General features: G+C 70.2%; 16 protein-coding genes and 2 pseudogenes. 12 read left to right on the top strand and 6 right to left on the bottom strand.

Translation table 11 applies throughout. The annotated features are described in order from the left end of the window. Window positions 1-40 precede the first annotated feature (40 nt). Window positions 41-1,561 (bottom strand): peptide MFS transporter, encoded by a 1,521-nt coding sequence (locus OG624_RS17025; protein WP_033222740.1) that lies wholly within the window; start codon window positions 1,559-1,561, stop codon window positions 41-43. Between the two features lie 496 nt (window positions 1,562-2,057). On the opposite strand from OG624_RS17025, the gene OG624_RS17020 reads away from it, so the two are divergent. Both OG624_RS17020 and OG624_RS17015 read left to right on the top strand, forming a co-directional pair. Then, window positions 2,058-2,735 (top strand): response regulator transcription factor, encoded by a 678-nt coding sequence (locus tag OG624_RS17020; RefSeq protein ID WP_030724697.1) that lies wholly within the window; start codon window positions 2,058-2,060, stop codon window positions 2,733-2,735. Window positions 2,736-2,772: 37 nt separating this feature from the next. Further along, the gene (locus OG624_RS17015) at window positions 2,773-4,038 is read left to right on the top strand and encodes an ATP-binding protein (protein WP_033222742.1); all 1,266 of its coding nucleotides are present in this window, start codon (window positions 2,773-2,775) and stop codon (window positions 4,036-4,038) included. Window positions 4,039-4,048: 10 nt separating this feature from the next. Here the strand turns inward: OG624_RS17015 and OG624_RS17010 are convergent, their stop codons facing one another. Beyond that, window positions 4,049-4,588 (bottom strand): GtrA family protein, encoded by a 540-nt coding sequence (locus OG624_RS17010; protein WP_161296043.1) that lies wholly within the window; start codon window positions 4,586-4,588, stop codon window positions 4,049-4,051. A 211-nt stretch (window positions 4,589-4,799) separates the two neighbouring features. Here OG624_RS17010 and OG624_RS17005 point away from each other — a divergent pair, with 211 nt between their 5' ends. From OG624_RS17005 to OG624_RS16990, 4 genes are all read left to right on the top strand, one after another. Continuing rightward, on the top strand, window positions 4,800-5,939 hold the full coding sequence (locus OG624_RS17005) for a 5-(carboxyamino)imidazole ribonucleotide synthase (RefSeq protein ID WP_078909425.1): 1,140 nt from the start codon (window positions 4,800-4,802) through the stop codon (window positions 5,937-5,939). Next, window positions 5,936-6,472, top strand: coding sequence for a 5-(carboxyamino)imidazole ribonucleotide mutase (gene purE, locus OG624_RS17000; RefSeq protein ID WP_033222745.1), 537 nt, complete (start codon window positions 5,936-5,938; stop codon window positions 6,470-6,472). Before OG624_RS17005 ends, purE begins: the two co-directional genes overlap by 4 nt. Beyond that, a complete protein-coding gene (locus OG624_RS16995; RefSeq protein ID WP_033222747.1) occupies window positions 6,469-7,650 on the top strand; it encodes a dipeptidase in 1,182 nt (393 codons plus the stop codon). The genes purE and OG624_RS16995 overlap by 4 nt, the downstream gene beginning before the upstream one ends. Window positions 7,651-7,791: 141 nt before the next feature. After that, the gene (locus OG624_RS16990) at window positions 7,792-8,853 is read left to right on the top strand and encodes a membrane dipeptidase (protein ID WP_033222749.1); all 1,062 of its coding nucleotides are present in this window, start codon (window positions 7,792-7,794) and stop codon (window positions 8,851-8,853) included. Window positions 8,854-8,953: 100 nt separating this feature from the next. Here OG624_RS16990 and OG624_RS16985 read toward each other — a convergent pair whose 3' ends face one another. Next, entirely contained in the window at window positions 8,954-10,297 is a 1,344-nt protein-coding gene (locus tag OG624_RS16985) for a UDP-glucose dehydrogenase family protein (RefSeq protein WP_033222751.1), read from the bottom strand. Window positions 10,298-10,491: 194 nt separating this feature from the next. On the opposite strand from OG624_RS16985, the gene OG624_RS16980 reads away from it, so the two are divergent. Beyond that, entirely contained in the window at window positions 10,492-11,664 is a 1,173-nt protein-coding gene (locus tag OG624_RS16980; RefSeq protein ID WP_033222753.1) for an acyl-CoA dehydrogenase family protein, read from the top strand. A 447-nt stretch (window positions 11,665-12,111) separates the two neighbouring features. Here the strand turns inward: OG624_RS16980 and OG624_RS16975 are convergent. Both OG624_RS16975 and OG624_RS16970 read right to left on the bottom strand, forming a co-directional pair. Beyond that, window positions 12,112-12,813, bottom strand: a pseudogene (locus OG624_RS16975) (DUF5753 domain-containing protein). A 47-nt stretch (window positions 12,814-12,860) separates the two neighbouring features. Beyond that, window positions 12,861-13,019 (bottom strand): annotated as a pseudogene (locus OG624_RS16970) (DUF6879 family protein); the annotation flags it as partial. A 186-nt stretch (window positions 13,020-13,205) separates the two neighbouring features. Here OG624_RS16970 and OG624_RS16965 point away from each other — a divergent pair. Both OG624_RS16965 and OG624_RS16960 read left to right on the top strand, forming a co-directional pair. Next, window positions 13,206-14,288, top strand: a complete 1,083-nt coding sequence (locus OG624_RS16965; RefSeq protein WP_030763613.1) for a nucleotidyltransferase family protein — start codon at window positions 13,206-13,208, stop codon at window positions 14,286-14,288. A 49-nt stretch (window positions 14,289-14,337) separates the two neighbouring features. Further along, window positions 14,338-15,147 carry a polyprenol monophosphomannose synthase gene (locus OG624_RS16960; protein WP_033222762.1) on the top strand — a complete coding sequence of 270 codons (810 nt, stop codon included), beginning with the start codon at window positions 14,338-14,340 and terminating at the stop codon, window positions 15,145-15,147. A gap of 73 nt (window positions 15,148-15,220) precedes the next feature. Here the strand turns inward: OG624_RS16960 and OG624_RS16955 are convergent, their stop codons facing one another. Beyond that, complete coding sequence (locus OG624_RS16955) at window positions 15,221-16,525, bottom strand: LCP family protein (protein WP_371587870.1); 1,305 nt, start codon at window positions 16,523-16,525, stop codon at window positions 15,221-15,223. A gap of 105 nt (window positions 16,526-16,630) precedes the next feature. On the opposite strand from OG624_RS16955, the gene OG624_RS16950 reads away from it, so the two are divergent. The 3 genes from OG624_RS16950 to OG624_RS16940 all read left to right on the top strand — a co-directional run bounded on the left by OG624_RS16950 (window position 16,631) and on the right by OG624_RS16940 (window position 20,083). Then, window positions 16,631-17,173 (top strand): acyl-CoA thioesterase, encoded by a 543-nt coding sequence (locus OG624_RS16950; RefSeq protein WP_033222764.1) that lies wholly within the window; start codon window positions 16,631-16,633, stop codon window positions 17,171-17,173. Window positions 17,174-17,339: 166 nt separating this feature from the next. Next, window positions 17,340-18,563, top strand: a complete 1,224-nt coding sequence (locus OG624_RS16945) for an acyltransferase family protein (RefSeq protein WP_078909427.1) — start codon at window positions 17,340-17,342, stop codon at window positions 18,561-18,563. Continuing rightward, window positions 18,560-20,083 carry a glycosyltransferase family 39 protein gene (locus OG624_RS16940; protein ID WP_033222765.1) on the top strand — a complete coding sequence of 508 codons (1,524 nt, stop codon included), beginning with the start codon at window positions 18,560-18,562 and terminating at the stop codon, window positions 20,081-20,083. Before OG624_RS16945 ends, OG624_RS16940 begins: the two co-directional genes overlap by 4 nt. The last annotated feature ends 21 nt before the right edge of the window (window positions 20,084-20,104 follow it).

The following is a 20,104-nucleotide window of genomic DNA, read 5'->3' as shown; positions in this document are numbered from 1 at the left end:
GGTGTGCCGGGCCGTTCTCGTGGGACGGGGGGCCGACGGGTCAGCCCATGCCGTCCATCAGCTGGTTGACCTTCTTGCGGTACATGAAGATCGCGAGGCCGGCGAGGACGGCGGCCACGGCCTGGAAGAGGATGACCCCGACGCCGTTCAGCTGCACGTCGGCGAGACCCATCAGACCGGTGATGCAGTCACCGGCGGTGACGGCGAGGAACCAGACGCCCATCATCTGGGAGCCGTACTTCTGCGGCGCCATCTTCGTGGTGACCGACAGGCCGACCGGGGAGAGGCACAGCTCGGCGAGCGTGTGCATCAGGAAGATGAGCACCAGCCACCACATGGTGACCTTGGTGTCGTTGCCGGCGGTCTGGCTCAGCGGGATCGCGAAGACGAAGAACGAGGCGCCGACGATGATCAGGGCCACCGAGAACTTCACGATGGTGCTGGGCTCGCGGTTGCGGCGGGCCAGGGCCACCCACGCGGCGGCGAAGACCGGGGCCAGGGCCACCACGAAGAGCGGGTTCAGCGACTGGAAGATGGTGGTCGGGACTTCCCAGCCGAACAGGCTGCGCTCGGAGTTCTTGTCACCGAAGAGCGAGAGGGTCGAACCGCCCTGGTCGTAGATCATCCAGAAGACGGCGGCGGCCACGAAGAACCAGATGTAGGCGCTCATCCGGGTCTGCTCGACGGTGGACAGGTCCCGGTCCCGCTTGATGCGGACGAGGACGGCGACCGGGATGAGCAGGCCGGCGATGGTGATCGGGTACAGCGCCCACTTGATGGTGAACATGTCCGCGGCGACGACGGCGCCGTAGAAGACGGCGACGACGGCCAGGACGGCGAGGGCCTTGACGATCACGGCCTTGCGCTCGACCGCGGACAGCGGGTTCGGGACGACGCTGCTCTGCGGGCTCAGGGTGCGGCCGGCGAGCAGGTAGACCACGAGGCCGATGCCCATGCCGACGGCGGCCAGCGCGAAGCCGAGGTGCCAGTTGACCTTCTCACCGACGATGCCGATGCCGATCGGGGCGAGCAGGGCACCCACGTTGATGCCGATGTAGAAGATCGTGAAGCCGCTGTCCCGGCGCGGGTCGTCCACACCGCGGTACAGGTGGCCGACCATCGTGGAGATGTTGGCCTTCAGCAGACCGGAGCCGACCGCGACCAGCAGCAGACCGACGAAGAACGACAGCTGACCGGGCAGCGCGAGCGCCACGTGGCCCGCCATGATCACGACACCGGCGATGGTGACCGTCTTGCGGGCACCCCAGACGCGGTCACCGAACCAACCGCCGGGCATGGCCATGAGGTAGACCATGGCGACGTAGACGGAGTAGATCGCCGTGGCCGTCGCGGCGGTGAAGCCGAGGCCACCACCCTGGCTGTCGGTCGCGGCGTCGACACCACCGGAGACCAGGTACAGAACGAGAAGCGCACGCATGCCGTAGTAGGAGAAGCGCTCCCACATCTCGGTCATGAACAGCGTGGCCAGGCCGATCGGGTGGCCGAGGACGGTCTTCTCGTGAGCGGGGCTCGGTGAGGCCGTCGTCAGGCTGGAAGCCATGGTCGATCCTTGCTTGCTCGGGACGCTTCGGCTTCGTGAGCTCATCCGCGCCCGGTGGGGGGTGGCCGGCACCGGTGGACGGATCTCCCACCCCACGCCTCGGGGCCCGCCCCACGGGGATGGGGGCGGCAGGACATCCGTAACCGGGATCCACGCCCTCCCGCGCATCTCACGCGAGGGGCCCGGCCAACAGGTCATTCACTGTCGTCACGATCGGCCGGGCCGGCCCTCGATCGGACCGTCCGTCCGGTTCAGGACAGAAATAGAGACCTTTGTGCTGCTTTTCGGCACAAAGGTCCCTGAGGTATTGCATCAGGCGTCTCGCCACCATACGACACGACACTGCGGCATATGAAAGGACTTGAGAGATGGATCACAAGGCGCGCCGGGAACCGTTCGACCATATTCGAAGGCGCTCAGTCCCTCATAAGCGCAGATAGAGAGGGGTCCTCCCGGGGGCCTCTGGATTCAGCCGCCGCGCACTACCATCACCCACATGACGCGTGTACTGCTCGCCGAGGACGACGCATCCATCTCGGAACCCCTGGCCCGCGCCCTGCGCCGGGAGGGGTACGAGGTCGAGGTCCGGGAGGACGGCCCCACCGCCCTGGACGCGGGACTGCAGGGCGGCGTCGATCTCGTCGTCCTCGACCTGGGACTGCCGGGCATGGACGGCCTGGAGGTGGCCCGCCGGCTGCGCGCCGAGGGCCACGGCTTCCCGATCCTGGTCCTCACCGCCCGGGCCGACGAGGTCGACACGGTCGTCGGCCTGGACGCCGGCGCCGACGACTACGTGACCAAGCCCTTCCGTCTCGCCGAACTGCTCGCCCGGGTCCGGGCCCTGCTCCGGCGCGGCGCCACCGAGGCCCTGCAGCCCCCCGCCACCCACGGCGTGCGGATCGACGTCGAATCGCACCGGGCGTGGATGGGGGAGGAGGAGCTCCAGCTCACGGCCAAGGAGTTCGACCTGCTGCGGGTCCTGGTCCGCGACGCGGGCCGGGTGGTCACCCGCGACCAGCTCATGCGCGAGGTCTGGGACACCACCTGGTGGTCCTCCACCAAGACCCTCGACATGCACATCTCCTGGCTGCGCAAGAAGCTGGGCGACGACGCCGCCAACCCCCGCTACATCGCCACCGTGCGGGGCGTCGGTTTCCGCTTCGAGAAGAGCTGACCGCCTCCTACGCCCCACCTGGGGCATGCTCTAGGGCATGCGCCGCCGCCTCATCAACTCCACGCTCGCCGTGGTGCTCGTCGTGATCGCCGTCTTCGGGGTCTCCCTCGTCATCGTGGAGACCCGGACCATCACCAGCAGCGCCCAGGACCGCATCGAGTCCGAGGCGCTGCGGCTCGTGGGCATCGTCGAGGCGAACGTCCTGGAGAAGAAACCGATCGACCCCGTGGCCCTCGGCGAGCAGCTCGACTCCGGCCACCACGCGCGGATCACCGTCCCCGGCCAGTCGGTCGTGCAGGTGGGCGCCCCGATCCCCGACAGTGTGATCCGCGGCACCGCCCGCGGGGAGCAGGGCGAGGTCGTCATCGTGGAGGAGTCCCGCTCCACCGTGACCCGCGAGGTCGGGCGGACCCTGGCCGTGGTCGGCGCGGTGGCCCTGCTGGCCGTCGTGGCGGCCGTACTGCTCGCCGTACGGCAGGCCAACCGGCTGGCCTCCCCGCTCACCGACCTGGCCGAGACGGCCGAGCGGCTCGGATCGGGCGACCCGCGGCCCCGGCACAAGCGGTACGGGGTCCCCGAGCTGGACCGGGTCGCGGACGTACTGGACTCCAGCGCCGAGCGGATCGGCCGGATGCTGACAGCCGAGCGGCGCCTGGCCGCGGACGCCTCCCACCAGCTACGCACCCCCCTCACCGCGCTCTCCATGCGGCTGGAGGAGATCACGGTCACCGACGACCTGGCGACCGTCCGGGAGGAGGCGACGATCGCCCTGACCCAGGTGGAGCGGCTCACGGACGTGGTGCAGCGGCTGCTCACGAACTCGCGGGACCCGCGGACGGGCTCGGCGGTCCCCTTCGACCTGGACGAAGTCGTCAAGCAGCAGGTGGAGGAGTGGCGGCCGGCCTACCGCAGTGCGGGCCGGGCCATCGTGCGGTCCGGACGGACGGGCGTGCGGGCCGTCGGCACCCCGGGCGCGGTCTCCCAGGTGCTGGCCACCCTGGTGGAGAACGCCCTGATGCACGGCGGCGGCACGGTCGCGCTGCGTACCCGGGTGATCGGCAACCAGGCCGTGCTGGAGGTCACGGACGAGGGACCCGGCGTCCCGCCGGACCTCGGCAACCGGATCTTCGAGCGGGCCATCAGCGGTCGCAACTCCACCGGGATCGGCCTCGCGGTGGCCCGGGACCTCGCGGAGGCGGACGGCGGCCGCCTGGAGCTGCTCCAGACCCAGCCACCGGTGTTCGCGCTCTTCCTCAGCCGCACGGCGCCGGAACCGGCCGAACCGCAGACCACCGTCCGCTAGGGGGGTGTGACTAGTTGTTCGCGGGCGCCGGCTCGGGCAGCGGTTCGGGCCTGCGGTCCGGCTTCGGCACGGGCGCCGGGTCCGGCATCGGCTCGCTCGGCTCCGTCGGCGCGGGCAGGGCCTTGAAGACCCAGGTCCGGTACGACCAGAAGCGGAAGACGGTCGCCGTCCCGATGCCGACGAACTTGAAGACGTTGGACGCGAGCGGCCCGTCCCAGCCGAACCCGTAGGTGGCGGTGTAGAGCACGCCGTTCTCGATGACCAGCCCGATCGCGCTGAACAGGGCGAACAGGGTCAGCTCGCGGGTGCGCCCGCTCTGCGCGCGGTCCCGGTAGGCGAAGTAACGGAAACCGAGGTAGTTCGTGGCGATGGCCACGACGGTGGCTATGACGCTCGCGCGCACCACCTGGAGGTCGGTCGTGTTGCGGATCAGGTTGAAGACACCCAGGTTGACCAGCACACCGAGACCGCCGACGGCCCCGAACTTGGCGACCTCCCGTGCGAAACCGCGTACGCGTTCGAGGAGCGATCCGTTCTTCGGCGTGCTCATGTGATGGTTCAGTCCCTGTCGGTCACCGCCCCGCGAGGGGCGTCCGGTGGTTTTCGTCAACCCAGACATGCTAAGTGTCGCCCGGTTGCTCCGTCTTTCCCATCCGGGACCGTGCGACGCAACGCACACGGGTACACACAGGGGAACGTTCTCGCCAGGGCTGAGCCCATGCGGGTCCTGATGGCCGAATACCGGCGGATACCCTGGAGAGGTGACGTTCCCGGTAGTCGGCATGGTCGGCGGCGGACAGCTCGCCCGCATGACCCACGAGGCGGGTATCCCCCTCGGCATCAGATTCAAGCTCCTCAGTGACACCCCGCAGGACTCGGCGGCCCAGGTCGTGAGCGATGTCGTCATCGGCGACTATCGCGACCTGGAGACGTTGCGTGCCTTCGCGCGCGGTTGTGACGTGATCACCTTCGACCACGAGCATGTACCCATGGAGCACCTGCGGGCCCTGGAAGCGGACGGCATCCCCGTCCGCCCGGGGCCCGACGCTTTGGTGCATGCCCAGGACAAGGGGGTGATGCGCGCCAAGCTCGACGAGATCGGCGCGCCCAGCCCCCGCCACCGGATCGTGAGCGATCCGGACGACGTGACCGCCTTCGCGCACGAGGTGGGCGGGTTCCCCGTGATCCTCAAGACCGTGCGGGGCGGGTACGACGGCAAGGGGGTGTGGTTCGTCCGCACCCCCGAGGACGCGGCGGCCCCGTTCAAGGCGGGTGTCCCGGTCCTCGCGGAGGAGAAGGTCGATTTCGTCCGCGAGCTCGCGGCGAACATCGTCCGCTCCCCGCACGGCCAGGCGGTGGCCTATCCCGTCGTCGAGTCCCGCCAGGTGGACGGGGTCTGCGACACGGTGATCGCCCCGGCCCCGAACCTCTCGGAGGCCCTCGCGGGCGAGGCCCAGGCCCTCGCCCTGCGCATCGCCAAGGAACTCGACGTGACCGGCCACCTGGCCGTGGAGCTGTTCGAGACCACCGACGGTCGGATCCTGGTCAACGAGCTGGCGATGCGCCCGCACAACAGCGGCCACTGGACCCAGGACGGGGCCGTGACCTCCCAGTTCGCCAACCACGTGCGCGCGGTCCTGGACCTTCCGCTGGGCGACCCGCGCCCCCGCGCCACGTGGACCGTCATGGCGAACGTGCTGGGCGGGGACTTCCCCGACATGTACGCGGCGTACCTGCACTGCATGGCCCACGATCCCCAGCTGAAGATCCACATGTACGGCAAGGACGTGAAACACGGTCGCAAGGTCGGCCACGTCAACACCTACGGCGACGATCTGGACGATGTGCTGGAGCGCGCACGCCACGCTGCCGACTACCTCAGAGGAACGGTCACCGCATGAGCCCCACCTCCGCAGCCCCTGTCATCGGCATCGTCATGGGCTCCGACTCGGACTGGCCCGTCATGGAGGCGGCCGCCCAGGCCCTGGACGAGTTCGAGATCTCGTACGAGGTCGACGTCGTGTCCGCCCACCGGATGCCGCGCGAGATGATCGAGTACGGGGAGCGGGCCGCCGGCCGCGGACTGAAGGCGATCATCGCGGGCGCGGGCGGAGCCGCCCACCTGCCCGGCATGCTCGCCTCGGTCACCCCGCTCCCGGTCATCGGCGTGCCGGTGCCGCTGAAGTACCTCGACGGCATGGACTCGCTGATGTCGATCGTCCAGATGCCGGCCGGGGTCCCCGTCGCCACCGTCTCGATCGCCGGCGCGCGCAATGCGGGCCTGCTGGCCGTACGGATGCTGGCCGCGCACGACCCGGAGCTGCTGGCCCGGATGACCGACTTCCAGCAGGAGCTCAACGACCAGGCCACCGAGAAGGGCAAGCGGCTGCGTACGAAGGTCGCCGGCTCGGAGTCCTTCGGGTTCGGCAAGTGAGCGCCGCGCAGCGTCTGGACGAGGCGCGCGAGCTGTTGGCCGAACACCCCGTCGTGGACGGCCACAACGACCTGCCCTGGGCGCTGCGCGAGCAGGTGCGCTACGACCTGGCGCGCCGGGACATCGCGGGCGACCAGTCCGCCCACCTGCACACCGACATCCCCCGGATGCGCGCCGGCGGGGTCGGCGCGCAGTTCTGGTCCGTCTACGTGCGGTCCGACTACGCCGGTGACGAGGCGGTCAGCGCCACCCTGGAGCAGATCGACGTCGTCGCCCAGCTGATCGACCGTTATCCCGGCGACCTCGTGCGGGCGCTGACGGCGGACGACATGGAGGCGGCCCGCGCCGACGGCCGGATCGCCTCGCTGATGGGCGCCGAGGGCGGCCACTCCATCAACAACTCGCTCGCCACCCTGCGCGCCCTGCACCAGCTGGGCGTGCGGTACATGACGCTCACGCACAACGACACCATCGACTGGGCGGACTCGGCGACCGACGAGCCCCGGCACGGCGGTCTGACCGACTTCGGCCGCGAGGTCGTCCGCGAGATGAACCGCGTCGGCATGCTGGTGGACCTCTCGCACGTCGCCGCGACGACGATGCGCGACGCCCTCGCGGTCTCGGCCGCGCCGGTCGTCTTCTCGCACTCCTCGGCGCGGGCCGTCTGCGACCACCCGCGCAACATCCCCGACGACGTGCTGGCGCTGCTGCCGGCCAACGGCGGGGTGGCGATGGCCACCTTCGTCCCGAAGTTCATCCTCCCGGCGGCGGTCGAGTGGACCCTGGCCGCGGACGAGAACCTGCGGGCGCACGGCCTCCACCACCTGGACACCACCCCCGAGGCGATGGCCCTGCACCGGGCCTTCGAGGAGGCGCGCCCGCGCCCCGTGGCCACGGCCGCGACCGTGGCCGACCACTTGGACCACATGCGCGAGGTGGCCGGCATCGACCACATCGGCATCGGCGGGGACTACGACGGCACGGCCTTCACCCCGTCCGGCCTGGACGACGTGGCGGGCTACCCGAACCTCGTCGCCGAGCTGCTCGCGCGCGGCTGGTCCAAGGCCGACCTGGCACAGCTGACCTGGTCCAACGCGGTACGGGTGCTGCGCGACGCGGAGGCGGTCGCCCGCGACCTGTCGGCCTCCCGGGGCCCGTCGAACGCGGTGATCCGCTAGCGGACGCGGTGCCCGGCGGGGCGCGGTGACGGGGCGACCCGCGGGGTCACTCGAACGCTGCGTCCGCCGGGCGGCCCCGCCGTCCCGCGTGTCACGGTGGCAGCACCTCTCCCTGCTGCCGCCGAGACCGGAGCGAACGCCATGGCCGACCTGCAGGATGAACCCCACTCCGTGGGCATCGGAGCCGAAGACCTCCCCGCCCCCGCGGTGGCGGTGGCGGCGGGCGCCCTCGACCGGGCCGTCGCGCTGCTGGCCGTCCATCCCGTGGCCGACGGGTGCAACACGCTGGTCCGGACCCTGCACCAGCGCCCGTACCACGACATCGAGACCTCGGACACGGGCGTGGACACCGACATCCCGCGGCTGCGCGCCGGGGGAGTGGGGGCCCAGTTCTGGTCCCTGCTCGTGCCGTCGGCGCGCGCGGACGTCTCCGGCGACCAGGTGCTCTCCGACACGTTGGACCAGATCGACACGGCGCTGACCCTGATGCGCCGCTATCCCGACAGCCTGCTCCTGGCCCTCACCGCCGACGACCTGGCGGACGCCCGCAACCGCGGCCGCATCGCCTCGTACCTGGGCCCGGTGCCCGGCCGCACCCTCACCGACTCCCTCGGCGCGTTGCGCGCCTTCCACGCGCTGGGCGTACGGATCCTCGCGCCGGCGGGAGCGCCCTGGGCGCGGGAGGAGCTGACGCCCTTCGGCCACGAGGTGGTCCGCGAGGCGAACCGGCTGGCGATCCTGCTGGACCTGACGGACTGCCCGCCGACGGTCGCCTGCCGACTCGCGGGAGCCTCCAAGGCCCCGGTGATCATCTCGAACACGGCGGCCGCCTCGCTCAACCCGCATCCGGGGAACGTGACCGACGAGGTGCTGGCCGCCCTACGGGAGGCGAACGGCCTGGCGATGGTCACCTTCGACACCGAGCGCACCGGGGACTCCCTGCACGCGGTGGCGGACCACCTGGACCACGTACGGGCGATCGCGGGCCCGCACGGCGTCGGACTGGGCGCCAGCTTCGGCACCGGACCGGGCCACCCCCGCCCGACGGGCCTGACCGACCCCTCGGGCTATCCGCGACTGATCGCGGAACTGCTGGAGCGCGGCTGGCCGGAGTCCGAGGTGGCCCTGCTGACCTGGGGCAACGCCCAGCGGGTGCTACGCGACGCGGAATTCACCTCCCGCGCGGCCGGCCACCGCCGCTAATCGAGCCCCGCCGGCGATTGAGGCGCGGGGGTTCGGGGGCAGCGCCCCCGCAACGGTGCCGCACCCGAACCGGGATCCGCACCCCCACCCGGCCCGAGGGCTAGGCCCGCGGACGCCCCATCGCCCGGTACGTCCAGCCCGCGGCCCGCCACCGCTCGGGGTCCAGCGCGTTGCGGCCGTCCAGGATGAGCCGGTCGGTGACCACGCCGCCCAGCTCCGCCGGGTCGAGGTCGCGGAACTCGCGCCATTCGGTCAGGTGCAGGACGACCTCCGCGCCGCGGGCGGCGGCCATCGCGGAGTCCGCGTAGCCCAGCGTCGGGAAGAGGCGGCGGGCGTTGTCCATGCCCTTGGGGTCGTAGACGGTGACCTGGCCGCCCTGGAGGTGGATCTGCCCGGCCACGTTCAGCGCGGGCGAGTCCCGTACGTCGTCGGAGTCCGGCTTGAAGGTGGCGCCGAGCACGGCGACCCGCTTGCCGAGGAACGAACCGCCCACGGACTCCCGGGCCAGCTCGACCATGTGCCCGCGGCGCCGCATGTTGATGGAGTCGACCTCGCGCAGGAAGGTCAGTGCCTGGTCGGCGCCCAGCTCGCCGGCGCGGGCCATGAAGGCCCGGATGTCCTTGGGCAGGCAGCCGCCGCCGAAGCCGATCCCCGCGCGCAGGAACTTCGCGCCGATCCGCTCGTCGTAGCCGATGGCCTCGGCCAGCTTGGCCACGTCGCCGCCGGCGGCCTCGCACACCTCCGCCATCGCGTTGATGAAGGAGATCTTGGTCGCGAGGAAGGAGTTCGCGGCGGTCTTCACCAGCTCCGCGGTCGGGAAGTCGGTGACCACCAGCGGGGTCCCCTCCGACATCGGGGTCTCGTACACCTCCCGCAGCAGCTTCTCGGCGCGCTCGCCCTGGACGCCGATCACGATCCGGTCGGGGTGCAGGGTGTCGTCGACCGCGAAGCCCTCCCGCAGGAACTCCGGGTTCCAGGCCAGCTCCACGTCCGTGCCCGCCGGGGCCAGCTCCGTGAGCTTCACCGCGAGCCGCTCCGCCGAGCCCACCGGCACCGTGGACTTGCCGACGACCAGGACCGGCCGTGTCAGATGGGGGGCCAGCGAGGCCATCGCGGAGTCCACGTAGGACATGTCGCAGGCGTACTCACCGTGCTTCTGCGGGGTGTTCACGCAGACGAAGTGGACGTCGCCGAAGGCGCCGACCTCCTCCCAGGAGGTCGTGAACCGCAGCCGGCCGGTCGAGCCGGGCAGTCCGGCCACGTGCTTGGCCAGCAGTTCCTCCAGCCCGGGCTCGTACATCGGGACCCGGCCCGTGGCCAGCATCTCGATCTTCTCGGGCACCACGTCCAGCCCCAGCACCTCGAAGCCCAGCTCCGCCATCGCGGCGGCGTGGGTCGCACCGAGGTAACCGGTGCCGATCACAGTGATCCTGAGGGGGGCCATGGGTGCTCCAGAGGTGCGGGGCCGTTTGCGGCCACTGAGCATAGTCGGGCCCGTCGGCGGGGACGTTCCCGGAGGAACCACCGCTGTCACCCATCTCACGTGGCCCGTCCATATCGCCATCCGTGACCGGACCACTAGGCTTGGGTTACTTAACGGTAGTTAGCATCACGCATCACCCTGGGGAGTGAGAGATCTTGGCGGGTTCTGCCGACTTCGACCTGTACCGCCCGGCCGAGGAGCACGACATGCTCCGCGAGTCGGTCCGCTCGCTCGCCGAGGCGAAGATCCTGCCGTTCGCGGCCGCGGTCGACGAGGAGTCCCGCTTCCCGCAGGAGGCCCTGGACGCCCTGGTCGCCAGCGACCTGCACGCCGTCCACGTGCCGGAGACCTACGGCGGCGCGGGCGCCGACGCCCTCGCCACCGTGATCGTGATCGAGGAGGTGGCCCGTGTCTGCGCCTCCTCCTCCCTCATCCCGGCCGTGAACAAGCTCGGCTCGCTCCCGGTGATCCTCTCCGGTTCCGAGGAGCTCAAGGCCAAGTACCTGGGCCCGCTGGCCAAGGGCGACGCGATGTTCTCGTACGCGCTCTCCGAGCCGGACGCGGGCTCCGACGCCGCCGGCATGAAGACCCGCGCCGTGCGCGACGGGGACTTCTGGGTGCTCAACGGCGTCAAGCGCTGGATCACCAACGCGGGCGTCTCCGAGTACTACACGGTCATGGCCGTCACCGACCCGGAGAAGCGCTCCAAGGGCATCAGCGCCTTCGTCGTGGAGAAGAGCGACGAGGGCGTGTCCTTCGGCGCCCCGGAGAAGAAGCTCGGCATCAAGGGCTCCCCGACGCGCGAGGTCTACCTCGACAACGTCCGGATCCCCGCCGACCGCATGATCGGCGCCGAGGGCACCGGCTTCGCCACCGCGATGAAGACCCTGGACCACACCCGCATCACCATCGCGGCCCAGGCGCTCGGCATCGCCCAGGGCGCCCTGGACTACGCCAAGGGCTACGTCCAGGAGCGCAAGCAGTTCGGCAAGCCGATCGGTGACTTCCAGGGCGTGCAGTTCATGCTCGCGGACATGGCCATGAAGATCGAGGCCGCCCGCCAGCTGACGTACTCCGCCGCGGCCCGCTCGGAGCGCGTGTCCGGCGGCGGCCCCCACGAGGACCTCACCTTCTTCGGCGCCGCGGCCAAGTGCTTCGCCTCCGACGTGGCCATGGAGGTCACCACGGACGCCGTCCAGCTCCTCGGCGGTTACGGCTACACCCGTGACTACCCGGTGGAGCGCATGATGCGCGATGCCAAGATCACGCAGATTTATGAAGGCACGAACCAAGTGCAGCGCATCGTGATGGCGAGGAACCTGCCGTAGCAGGGTTTTCGCAGGTCGGCTGCCTTCTCGGGTGATCGGGGAGAGGCGGCCGGCTTGCGCTCCGTTCGGGTCCGTTCCGGGTCGTTCCTGGGCATCATCCTGGGGGAATCCTGGGCGGAGACCGGGCGCGGAACGGGTGCTGACCTGCATGAACGAGAGGGCCCCCCGGCGTGCTGCCGGGGGCCTTTCGTGTGGGCTGTCTCAGGCGACTTCGTCCCGCTCGGTGGGGTCGTTCGCGCTGCTCGGCTCCTTCGAAGAGGTAGTGGTAGTGCTCGCGGAGCACGTCCAGTTGCTCGGCGGGCCGGAAACTCGTGTACTGCGACCCGGCGTCCGAGTGGTGGATCAACTCGCCTGTCTGAACAGGGTGTTGGTCGCGGTCGCGCCGCCAGATCTTCCTCGCCCCATAGACGCGGTAGTTGGTGTAGTGGACGTGCTGGACCAGCAGCTTCAGTTCACCGTCCCGCACTGACCGAGTGAGGTAATCGCGTCCGAGATCAGAGCACGGGCGGGGGCGCCGCAGACAGCGAGCTCGGACAGCTCTGAGAACGCCTCGGCGTACGTGGCAACCTCGCTGGGCGCCGTGACGTTCACTGCGGCCGTCAGCAGCTCAACGCTCGCTTGACGGCCATCGAACAGATGGAAGGCCCCCAAGGGCCGGACAAACCGCTGGGCCGTGAAGGGGATCACCCCAAGGCTTACGTTCGGCAGCGCCATGACGGCCGGTAGATGGCCAAGCTGTCCGGCCATGGCGGAGGCGTCGCCAATGCGGTAGCGGAGCACCGTTTCTTCCGGCAGCAGCGCGAAGCGGTGGCTGCCTTCGTGGAGAACGCGCGAGCGTTCGATTCGGGATTCCGCTGCTGAAAGGCGGCGATGGTTGATGGCAGGGCCGCCGCGGACGCCTCGGTCTGGAGCATGCCCGGCACTACGTTCGAGCCGTACACGCGGAAGTGGCGGGTCCGCTCGTACAGGGGGACAACTTCCTCCTGCGCCCGGCGCATGCCGCGGCGGTGCAGCTTTTGCCGGTGGACGTACATCTGGTCGGCTTGGCGGTTGGCCGCTATCAGGTCGTCTGTCCGGTCTTCTGCTCCGCACGCTTTTGCACCAGGCGCGGATGTCGGCGGCCGATGCAGGGGTCTTGGCGCGCTCGATGCGTGACGACTTCGCGGGCGGCTTGGGCGCTGGACGAGGGGGACGCCCCCGGAGAAGTGGTTGAAGAGCACCATCTCTCCGTCGAACACCCAGCAGTCGTTTCCGGGGAGCGCGATGTCGGAAGCCTGCCGCCGGGGCAGCCGGCGGACCTGCTCCCCGGCGTGAGGGTTGACCACGGTGCCGGCGTGCTCGTACCGGATGTAATCACGGCCGAGTGCTCGGCTGCGGGCGGCAGCTCGTTGAAGTCCGGCTCGTTCTGCGGCATCGCACGCCTCGAAGCCCAGGCCGGCCCGGCCGGGGCTTCTTCGTGCGGCGCATCGGCGTGGCCGTCGCACACCCCCGGATGGGCTAAATTTGGAACCTCATATGCACAATCGGTTGGGGAGTACGCAATGACGGAAGCGATCCTGCTAGTTGGCGGGCAGGGCACGCGTCTGCGCCCCGTGACGGTGAACACCCCCAAGCCGATGGTTCCGGCAGCAGGTGTCCCCTTCCTCGCACACCAGATAGCCAGGGCCGCTGCCGCCGGCGTCACCCACATAGTGATGGCCACCTGCTACCTCGCCGAGGTCTTCGAGCCCTACTTCGGCGACGGATCGGCCTTCGGCCTCACCCTTGAGTACGTGGTCGAGGACGAGCCCCTCGGTACCGGCGGCGCCATCCGCAACGCCGCCCAGCGGCTGCACGGCGGCCCGGACTCCTCCGTCCTCGTCTTCAACGGCGACATCCTCACCGGCCTGGACATCGCCGGCCTGGTCGAGTCCCACAAGGCCGCCGACGCCGACGTCTCCCTGCACCTCGTCAGCGTCGAGGACCCCCGCGCCTTCGGCCTGGTCCCCACCGACTCCGAGGGGCGGGTGCTGGCCTTCACCGAGAAGCCGCAGACCCCCGAAGAGATCATCACCGACCAGATCAACGCCGGCTGCTACGTCTTCCGCCGCGATGTGATCGACTCCATCCCGGCCGGGCGCCCCGTCTCCGTCGAGCGCGAGACCTTCCCCGGTCTCCTCGCCTCCGGGGCCAAGTTGCACGGCGTCACCGAGAACACCTACTGGCTGGACCTCGGCAAGCCGGAGTCCTTTGTCCAGGCTTCCGCCGATCTGGTACGAGGCGTCGTGTCCTCCCCGGCCGTTCCCGGCCCCCGTGGTGAAGCCCTGGTGCTCCCGGGCGCCCATGTGGCGGACGGCGCGAAGCTTTCGGGAGGTACTGTGGTGGGCGCTGGTGCCCGGATCGAATCGGGTGCCGTCGTCCAGGGCTCCATCGTGCTGGACGGCGCGATCATCGGTCCGGACACGCACGTCAGCGCCAGCCTGGTCGGCGCCGGAGCCTCGGTGGGATCGCGCACAGTCCTGGACGGCGCGGTCATCGGCGACGGTGCGGTCGTAGGGGCTGACAACGAACTTCGCGCAGGGGCGCGGGTGTGGTGCGAGGCTGAACTGCCTGCGGCCGCAGTCCGCTTTTCCTCCGACCGGTGACCCCGGATAGGGACGCGCGTACCGACCGACTTCAGTGAGGCATACCCCTGTGATAGGCGAGCAGCAGACTCCCCGCGCCACCGACATCGTGACCACCAAGCTCCCCGACGCGTGGGCGCAGACCCCGCTCACCGTGGTCATGCCCACGTACAACGAAGCCGGCAACCTGCCGGGCATGGCCGAGCTCATCATGGGCCTGGACCAGCCCGGCCTGCGCCTGCTGATCGTCGACGACTCCTCGCCCGACGGCACGGGCCGGATCGCCGACGAACTCGCCGAGGGCTACCTCACCGAGGACGGCGCCCCGCGCATGTCGGTGCTGCACCGCACGGCGAAGGACGGCCTCGGCCGCGCCTACGCCGCCGGCATGGCCAAGGCCGTCGAGGACGGCGCCGAGTACGTGCTCCAGATGGACGCGGACGGCTCCCACCCGGCCGGCAAGATCGCCGAGATGCTGGGCGTGGCCCTGTCCACCGGCGCCGGTCTCGTCGTCGGCAGCCGCTACGTCCCCGGCGGCACCCTGTCCGACGCGTGGGGCGCGCACCGCAAGCTGCTCTCCCGCTGGGCCAACGCCTACGCGAGCACCATCCTGGGCACCCGCGTGCGCGACATCACGGGCGGCTTCAACCTGTGGAGCGCCGAGGCGCTGCGCGGGATCGACCTGGCGTCGGTCGGCAGCGCGGGCTACAGCTTCCAGGTGGAGATGAAGTTCAAGGCGCTGCGCCGCGACTTCCAGGTGATGGAGGTCCCGATCCACTTCGAGGACCGCACCGTCGGTGAGTCCAAGATGAACCTCGCGGTCCAGCTGGAGTCCATCGCCATGCCGTGGAAGCTGCGCGCCCGCGCCGGCAAGCGCTGACCCGCTCTCACGCTCTCACGCTCTCACGGAAAATGGGGCACCCCTCAGGGTGCCCCATTTTCCTTACACCGGGTCACTGGCCGCGGACGGTGACCTTCTCGTCGTTCTGGATCTCCTTCACCAGCTGCTGCACCTTCGCCTTGTCCCAGACGAGGTTGCCGCCGCGCTGGCCGGAGATCGGCATGTTCATCGAGACGCCTTCACCGCCGTTGACGCCCTTCATCGCGAAGAACATCTGGCCCATGTCCCACAGGCCCATGTCCTTGTCCACGATCAGCGTGTCCAGCCCGGCTCCCAGCATCGGGTACAGCGCGAACGGGTTCACGATCGTGGACGGCGTGGCCGCCTGGCTCGCCAGCGCGGACAGGAACTTCTGCTGGTTCTTCGTCCGTTGAAGGTCCGACTCGGCGAAGGCGTACCGGGTCCGTACGAAGGCCAGGGACTGCTCGCCGTTCAGGGTCTGCTTGCCGGCCTGGAAGTCGGCGCCGGACTTCTCGTCCTTGAAGCCCTTCTCGATGTCCAGCTCCACCCCGCCCAGCGCGTCCACGATGTTCGCGAAGCCGGCGAAGCCGATCTCCGCGTAGTGGTCGATCCGCAGGCCGGTGTTGTGCTCCACCGTCCGCACCAGCAGCTCCGGCCCGTCCTCCGCGTACGCCGCGTTGAGCTTGACCCGGCGCCCCTGCGCGGGGAACTTCTTGCCCGACTCGGAGCCGACGAAGGACGGGATCTCCACGTCCGAGTCGCGCGGCAGCGAGATCATCGTGTTCCCGCTGGAGCACTTGGCGAGGATCATCATCGAGTCGGTCCGCTTGCCCTCGGCCGAGCCCGTGTGCAGCTTCTTCTTCTCCTCGTCGGACATGCCCTCGCGGCTGTCGGAGCCCACGATCAGGTACGTCGTGCAGTCGCCCTCCTTCGGGCGCTCGATGACCTTGGAGAGGTCCACCTCGCGGCGCACCTTGGAGTCCGCCCAGAAGTAGGTGCCCACCGTCGTCACCAGCAGCGCGGAGACCAGCACGATCGAACCGATCTTGATCCGCCTGCCCCAGTCCGGCGCGTGGCCGGGCCCCGACGGTCCGGACGGTCCCGACGGCCGCTGCGACGGCACACCCGGCCCGCCCGGTCCACCCGGACTTCCGCCCGCAGGCGTCCCGTAGACCTGACCGGTGTTGTAGCCGCTGTCGTACCCGCCGTCGTACCCGCCGTGCTGCTGTGGCGGGACCCCCGGCCGGCCGGGCTGCGGCTGCTGCGGCGGTCGCGGAGGCCTCTGCGGCTGCTGCGGCTGCCGCTGCACGTGCGGCATCCGCTGCGCGCCCTCCGGCCGCGCCTGCGCGCTGCCGCGCCCGTACCCGTCGTCCCGCCGCTCCGGCCAGTCATTCATGTGCCCAAGGATGCATGCCCGGGCGCGTCGTCCGACAGCCCGGGGGCGGATCCGTACCGGGCTGTTGCAGAGCTGATGCCTCCGGCGCGCATCTAAGGTGTCCGTATGACAGAAACACCGGGCGAGCTGCCCGGGAAGCCGATCTCGGCCTCCCGCACCACCCTCAGCCACATCATGACCGCCAACGACACCAACCTCCTCGGCTCGGTGCACGGCGGCGTGATCATGAAGCTGGTGGACGACGCGGCGGGCGCCGTGGCCGGCCGCCACTCCGGCGGACCGGCGGTCACCGCGTCCATGGACGAGATGGCCTTCCTCGCTCCCGTGCGCGTGGGTGACCTCGTCCACGTCAAGGCCCAGTGCAACTGGACCGGCCGCTCCTCCATGGAGATCGGCGTACGGGTCCTCGCGGAGCGGTGGAACGAGTCCACCCCCGCCACCCAGGTCGGCAGCGCCTACCTCGTCTTCGCGGCCGTGGACGCCGAGGGCAAGCCCCGCCAAGTCCCGCCCGTCATCCTGGAGACGGAGCAGGACGAGCGGCGCTACCAGGAGGCCCAGATCCGCCGCACCCACCGCCTGGCCCGCCGCCAGGCCATCATGGCGCTGCGCGAGGAGCGCTCCGCCCAGGGCTTCGACGAAGAGCTCTGAGCGACACCGCACAGCCCAACGGCCCGGCGGTGAGTCCTGCCTCACTTTCGTCAACCGCCCGCGCCGCCCCGACAAGGGCCCCACGTAGACTTATGAGCTGACGTTCGGGCTCACCGGGCGAACCGACGTGGCCCTTAACCCGGCTCAGCAGTGGAGAAGTTCCTCTATGTCGACGGTCGTACCCCTGGCGCCGGGCAGCAGCTCGCCAACGGTGCCGCATCCTTCCCCGACGCCCGTCGCAGCTGGTACCGGCCGACGCCCGCGGCTCCGGGCCCTGGACGGCCTGCGTCTGGTGGCCGCCCTCATGGTGGTCGCCTTCCACTGGACCGGCGTCAACCGCATGCCGGAGGTCTGGGACGGCACGCCCCGGGAGCTGATGCCGGAACTGCACCGGTTCACCGCGTACGGCTTCCTCGGGGTCGAGCTGTTCTTCCTGATCAGCGGCTTCGTCATTTGCATGTCCTGCTGGGGCAAGACGCCCCGCCAGTACTTCAACTCCCGCGTCGTGCGGCTCCTGCCCGCCTACTGGGTCGCGATCATCCTCACGACCCTCGTGGTGAACTACGCGGCGACGGCGCGCAACCGACCTCATCTCAGCAAGACGGACGTGCTCTCCAACTTCACGATGCTCCAGTTGCCACTGGGTGTCACCGAGGTGGACCCCGTCTACTGGACCCTCTGGGTCGAACTGCGCTTCTACCTGCTGTTCGCCGTCGTCGTGGCGCTCGGCGTCACCTACCGCAGGGTGCTGGCCTTCTGCGGGATCTGGATGATCCTGTCCGTGGTCGCCGACAAGGCGGACAATGCGCTGCTGAAGATGTTCGTCATGCCGGAGTACGCCCCGTACTTCATCGCCGGTATCGCCATGTTCCTGATCTATCGGTTCGGCACGAACTGGCTGCTCCTGGGCGTCGTCGGGTTCTCCTGGCTGGTGGCCCAGCATCAGCTGCTGGGCACGAAGGGCAGTTACGAGTACGGCGTCATGCACTCGCTGAGCTGGAACGTGATGGCCGGCTTCTCCCTCCTCGCCTTCGGCGTGGTGCTGGCGGTGGCGATGGGTGCCTTCGACCGGATCCAATGGAAGTGGCTGACCGTCGCCGGCGCCCTCACGTACCCCGTGTACCTGCTGCACCAGGAGATCGGATTCGCTCTGATCCGCTGGGCCCGCAACCACGGTATGGGCGTCGGAGCGACCCTGCTCGCCGTGCTTGCCTGTGTACTCCTGTTGTCGTGGATCGTGCACCGCTACGCCGAGCGGCCGCTGTCGGCTCTCATGCAGCGCATGATCGACGCCCCCGGCATCTTCCCGCTGAGGGCCGACCCGCCGGTGCGGGACCGCGCCGCGGACCGCGAACGGAACTCGAACGACATGGCAGGTTCCTCCCGATGACGACCCATACCCTGCCTTCCCCGACCGGCCGCCCCGCCTCCGAGGCGGCCTCGGACGACGCAGCGGGCCACCGGGGCGCTTCGCGCACACCGCGCTCGGCCCGCTTCGACTGGCTGTGGGCCGCCGTGCTGACCCTCGTGGTCGCCACCGTGGGCAGCGGCAACCCCCAGCTCTGGCGCGACGAGCTCGCCAGCTGGAACGCCGCGATACGCAGCACCGGCGACCTGATCGGGATGCTGGGCCATGTGGACGCCGTCTCGGGCCTCTACTACCTGCTGCTGCACGGCTGGATATCCGTCTTCGGCGACTCCGAGGTCATGCTCCGGATGCCCTCGGCGATCGCCATGGCCGGCGCCGCCGCCTTCGTCGTGCTGACCGCCCGCATGCTGTTCGACCGCCGCACCGCCGTCTTCGCCGGCCTGCTCTTCGCCCTGCTCCCGTCCGTCTCTCGGTACGGCCAGGAGGCCCGCTCCTACGCCTTCGTCGTGCTCGCGGTCACCGCCGCGACCTGGCTGCTGATGCGGGCGCTGGAGCGGCCGACCCCGCGGCGCTGGGCCCCGTACGCCGTCGCCGTGGCGGCCGCCGGACTGTTCCACATCGTCTCCCTGCTCTTCCTGCTGCCGCACGCCCTGATCGTGCTCCTGCGCTGGCGGCACGACCGGCACGGCCGCACCGTCATCGCCTACGCGGTGACCGTCGTCGTCAGCTTGCTCCCGGTGATCCCGCTGGTGCTGCTGGGGCAGCGCCAGGTCGGCCGCCAGATCAGCTGGATCAAGACCCCGCATCTGCGCAGCATCGCCGACGTGTGGGACGCCCTCTTCGGCTCCCCGCTCATCGCGCTCGCCGTCGCGGCGATGGCGCTGCTCCCGCTCGCGTGGAGTCGCGGCCGTCGGCCCGCCGTGGAGCTCGCGCTCGTCGGCGCGGCCCCGATCGCGGCCGCCTGGGTGGTCTCGCAGGGCAGCACCTCGTACTTCATGGACCGCTACCTGCTCTTCACCATGCCCGCCTGGGTGGTCCTCGCCGCCGCCGGTCTGGCCGCCCTCAGGCCCCGGCCGCTCGGGGTGGCCGGCCTGGCCGCGGTGATCCTCCTCGGCCTTCCCGACCAGCGCCAGATCCGTACCGAGACGATCAAGGCCGGCCGCGAGGGCGAGGAGGCCGCGGCGGTCATCGCCAAGGGCTACCGGCCGGGTGACGGCTTCGTACCGATCCGGGGCGCCGACAGCGTGTACATGACCGATTTCCAGGTCGAGTACTTCCTGCCGGAGCGGGTCGAGCTCCGCGACGTGTTCGCGCAGCGCTCGGCCGTGGCGAACGACGACCTGTTCCCGGTGGAGTGCGCGCAGCCCGAGCAGTGCCTCGGCACCACCCAGCGGGTGTGGGTGGTCACGTGGAGCGGTACGAAGAACCCGTACCACAAGCTCCCGGAGGCACAGGCCGAGGCGCTGGAGAAGCACTACAAGCTGGTCGAGACGAAGAAGGTCCACGGCCTCCAGGTCTCCCTGGTGGAGCGCGTCCGCTGAACGGCCGGCCGCCCGGCCGGG

It is taken from the genome of Streptomyces virginiae (genome assembly GCF_041432505.1).
In the GTDB taxonomy this organism is placed as follows: Bacteria; Actinomycetota; Actinomycetes; order Streptomycetales; family Streptomycetaceae; genus Streptomyces; species Streptomyces virginiae_A.
Note: the sequence above shows the minus strand (reverse complement) of the source record. Positions and strands in the feature narration are given on the sequence as shown.

What these genes read in the sequence shown, in the direction of transcription:
- OG624_RS16955 (WP_371587870.1), bottom strand. Translation starts at nt 16,525, where the DNA reads ATGAATGACTGGCCGGAGCGGCGGGACGACGGGTACGGGCGCGGCAGC.
- OG624_RS17015 (WP_033222742.1), top strand. Translation starts at nt 2,773, where the DNA reads ATGCGCCGCCGCCTCATCAACTCCACGCTCGCCGTGGTGCTCGTCGTG.
- purE (WP_033222745.1), top strand. Translation starts at nt 5,936, where the DNA reads ATGAGCCCCACCTCCGCAGCCCCTGTCATCGGCATCGTCATGGGCTCC.
- OG624_RS16985 (WP_033222751.1), bottom strand. Translation starts at nt 10,297, where the DNA reads ATGGCCCCCCTCAGGATCACTGTGATCGGCACCGGTTACCTCGGTGCG.
- OG624_RS17025 (WP_033222740.1), bottom strand. Translation starts at nt 1,561, where the DNA reads ATGGCTTCCAGCCTGACGACGGCCTCACCGAGCCCCGCTCACGAGAAG.
- OG624_RS16945 (WP_078909427.1), top strand. Translation starts at nt 17,340, where the DNA reads ATGTCGACGGTCGTACCCCTGGCGCCGGGCAGCAGCTCGCCAACGGTG.
- OG624_RS16940 (WP_033222765.1), top strand. Translation starts at nt 18,560, where the DNA reads ATGACGACCCATACCCTGCCTTCCCCGACCGGCCGCCCCGCCTCCGAG.
- OG624_RS16950 (WP_033222764.1), top strand. Translation starts at nt 16,631, where the DNA reads ATGACAGAAACACCGGGCGAGCTGCCCGGGAAGCCGATCTCGGCCTCC.
- OG624_RS17010 (WP_161296043.1), bottom strand. Translation starts at nt 4,588, where the DNA reads ATGAGCACGCCGAAGAACGGATCGCTCCTCGAACGCGTACGCGGTTTC.
- OG624_RS16965 (WP_030763613.1), top strand. Translation starts at nt 13,206, where the DNA reads ATGACGGAAGCGATCCTGCTAGTTGGCGGGCAGGGCACGCGTCTGCGC.
- OG624_RS17020 (WP_030724697.1), top strand. Translation starts at nt 2,058, where the DNA reads ATGACGCGTGTACTGCTCGCCGAGGACGACGCATCCATCTCGGAACCC.
- OG624_RS16990 (WP_033222749.1), top strand. Translation starts at nt 7,792, where the DNA reads ATGGCCGACCTGCAGGATGAACCCCACTCCGTGGGCATCGGAGCCGAA.